The 3253-nt window shown below is 49.1% G+C and carries 2 rRNA genes; both read left to right on the top strand.

The window, feature by feature from the left end:
- The first annotated feature begins 138 nt into the window (after nt 1-138).
- Nucleotides 139-3061: ribosomal RNA gene (locus tag ACG95_RS13725) — 23S ribosomal RNA — on the top strand.
- 75 nt (nt 3062-3136) lie between these two features.
- Nucleotides 3137-3253: ribosomal RNA gene (gene rrf, locus ACG95_RS13720) — 5S ribosomal RNA — on the top strand.

The raw sequence follows: 3253 nt of genomic DNA, 5'->3' as shown, positions 1-3253 counted from the left end.
AAACTTGTTCTTTGAAAACTAGATAATATCAAATATATATAATTAATCATAATTAAACCGAGAACACCGCGTTTTTTGAGTTTTTTATAAGAAGTTTAATCGCTAAACTCAATTAATCGTATTTCCGTTAGGAAATAAGGTTAAGTTAACAAGGGCGCATGGTGAATGCCTTGGCACTAGGAGCCGATGAAGGACGGGACTAACACCGATATGCTTCGGGGAGCTGTACGTAAGCTATGATCCGGAGATTTCCGAATGGGGAAACCCAGCAGTTTTAATCGACTGTTACCACTCGATGAATTCATAGTCTAGCTGGAGGTAAACGCTGTGAACTGAAACATCTCATTAGCAGCAGGAATATAAAGAAAATTCGATTCCCTAAGTAGCGGCGAGCGAACGGGGAACAGCCCAAACCAGAGTGCTTGCATTCTGGGGTTGTAGGACTGAACATCTGAGTTACCAAAGTGTTTGATAGTCGAAGGATTTGGGAAAATCCGCCATCGATGGGGATAGCCCAGTAGATTAAATCAAGCACTCTCAGTTCAGGATCCTGAGTACGGCGGAACACGTGAAATTCCGTCGGAATCCGGGAGGACCATCTCCCAAGGCTAAATACTACCTAGTGACCGATAGTGAACCAGTACCGTGAGGGAAAGGTGAAAAGCACCCCGGAAGGGGAGTGAAATAGTTCCTGAAACCAGTGCCTACAATAAGTCAGAGCGCGTTAATGCGTGATGGCGTGCCTTTTGTAGAATGAACCGGCGAGTTACGATCCCGTGCAAGGTTAAGACTGAAAAGTCGGGGGCGCAGCGAAAGCGAGTCTGAAATGGGCGATTTTAGTACGAGGTTGTAGACCCGAAACCAAGTGACCTATCCATGTCCAGGTTGAAGGTGCGGTAAAACGCACTGGAGGACCGAACCCGTGTAAGTTGAAAATTGCTGGGATGAGGTGTGGATAGCGGTGAAATTCCAAACGAACTTGGAGATAGCTGGTTCTCTCCGAAATAGCTTTAGGGCTAGCCTTGGATTTAAGGATCATGGAGGTAGAGCACTGTTTGGACTAGGGGCCCATCTAGGGTTACTGAATTCAGATAAACTCCGAATGCCATTGATTCATATCCGGGAGTCAGACGATGAGTGATAAGATCCACCGTCGAAAGGGGAACAGCCCAGACCATCAGTTAAGGTCCCTAAATGTATGCTAAGTGGAAAAGGATGTGGAGTTGCACAGACAACTAGGATGTTGGCTCAGAAGCAGCCACCATTTAAAGAGTGCGTAATAGCTCACTAGTCGAGTGATTCTGCGCCGAAAATGTACCGGGGCTAAGCATACTACCGAAACCATGGATGCGACCATTAGGTCGCGTGATAGGAGAGCGTTCTAAGGGCAATGAAGCAAGATCGTGAGGACTTGTGGAGCGCTTAGAAGTGAGAATGCCGGTATGAGTAGCGAAAGACAGGTGAGAATCCTGTCCACCGAATGACAAAGGTTTCCTGGGGAAGGCTCGTCCTCCCAGGGTTAGTCGGGACCTAAGTCGAGGCCGAGAGGCGTAGACGATGGATAACAGGTTGATATTCCTGTACTAGTTAAATGCGTTTGAACGATGGAGGGACGCAGTAGGCTAATATGTGCATCCTGTTGGATTAGGATGTCCAAGCAGTAAGTCTTGTAGAGAGTCAAATGCTTTCTACTTTAAGGACAAGCTGTGATGGGGAGCGAAATTTAAGTAGCGAAGCGTCTGATGTCACACTGCCGAGAAAAGCTTCTAGTGAGTATTTAACTACCCGTACCGCAAACCAACACAGGTAGTCGAGGAGAGAATCCTAAGGTGAGCGAGTGAACTCTCGTTAAGGAACTCGGCAAAATGACCCCGTAACTTCGGGAGAAGGTGTGCTGATCGCAAGATCAGCCGCAGTGAATAGGCCCAGGCGACTGTTTATCAAAAACACAGGTCTCTGCAAAATCGTAAGATGACGTATAGGGGCTGACGCCTGCCCGGTGCTGGGAAGGTTAAAAGGATGGGTTAGCTTCGGCGAAGCTCAGAATTGAAGCCCCAGTAAACGGCGGCCGTAACTATAACGGTCCTAAGGTAGCGAAATTCCTTGTCGGGTAAGTTCCGACCCGCACGAAAGGCGTAACGATCCGGGCACTGTCTCAACGAGAGACTCGGTGAAATTATATTGTCCGTGAAGATGCGGACTACCCGCGACAGGACGGAAAGACCCCATGGAGCTTTACTGTAGCTTGATATTGAGTGTTTGTACAGCTTGTACAGGATAGGTAGGAGCCATAGAAACCGGAACGCTAGTTTCGGTGGAGGCGTTGGTGGGATACTACCCTCGCTGTATGACCACTCTAACCCACACCACTTAGCGTGGTGGGAGACAGTGTCAGGTGGGCAGTTTGACTGGGGCGGTCGCCTCCTAAAAAGTAACGGAGGCGCCCAAAGGTTCCCTCAGAATGGTTGGAAATCATTCGCAGAGTGTAAAGGCACAAGGGAGCTTGACTGCGAGACAGACAGGTCGAGCAGGGACGAAAGTCGGGCTTAGTGATCCGGTGGTACCGTATGGAAGGGCCATCGCTCAACGGATAAAAGCTACCCTGGGGATAACAGGCTTATCTCCCCCAAGAGTCCACATCGACGGGGAGGTTTGGCACCTCGATGTCGGCTCATCGCATCCTGGGGCTGTAGTCGGTCCCAAGGGTTGGGCTGTTCGCCCATTAAAGCGGTCCGCGAGCTGGGTTCAGAACGTCGTGAGACAGTTCGGTCCCTATCCGTCGCGGGCGTAGGAAATTTGAGAGGATCTGTCCTTAGTACGAGAGGACCGGGATGGACATACCGCTGGTGTACCAGTTGTGCCGCCAGGCGCATCGCTGGGTAGCTACGTATGGATCTGATAAACGCTGAAAGCATCTAAGTGTGAAACAGACCTCGAGATGAGATTTCCCATTCCTTTATGGAAGTAAGACCCCTGAAAGATGATCAGGTAGATAGGTTAGAAGTGGAAGTGCGGTGACGCATGAAGCGGACTAATACTAATCGGTCGAGGACTTAACCAAGTAAAGGTGTTCCAGTTTATTATGAACGTATATATTTGATATTAGCTAGTTTTGAGAGCACAAGTTTCTCAATAGTGTGGTGACGATGGCGAGAAGGATACACCTGTTCCCATGTCGAACACAGAAGTTAAGCTTCTTAGCGCCGAGAGTAGTTGGGGGATCGCTCCCTGCGAGGGTAGGACGTTGCCATGC

Origin of the sequence: Lactiplantibacillus herbarum, assembly GCF_001039045.1 — a bacterium.
GTDB lineage: Bacteria > Bacillota > Bacilli > Lactobacillales > Lactobacillaceae > Lactiplantibacillus > Lactiplantibacillus herbarum.
Note: the sequence above shows the minus strand (reverse complement) of the source record. Positions and strands in the feature narration are given on the sequence as shown.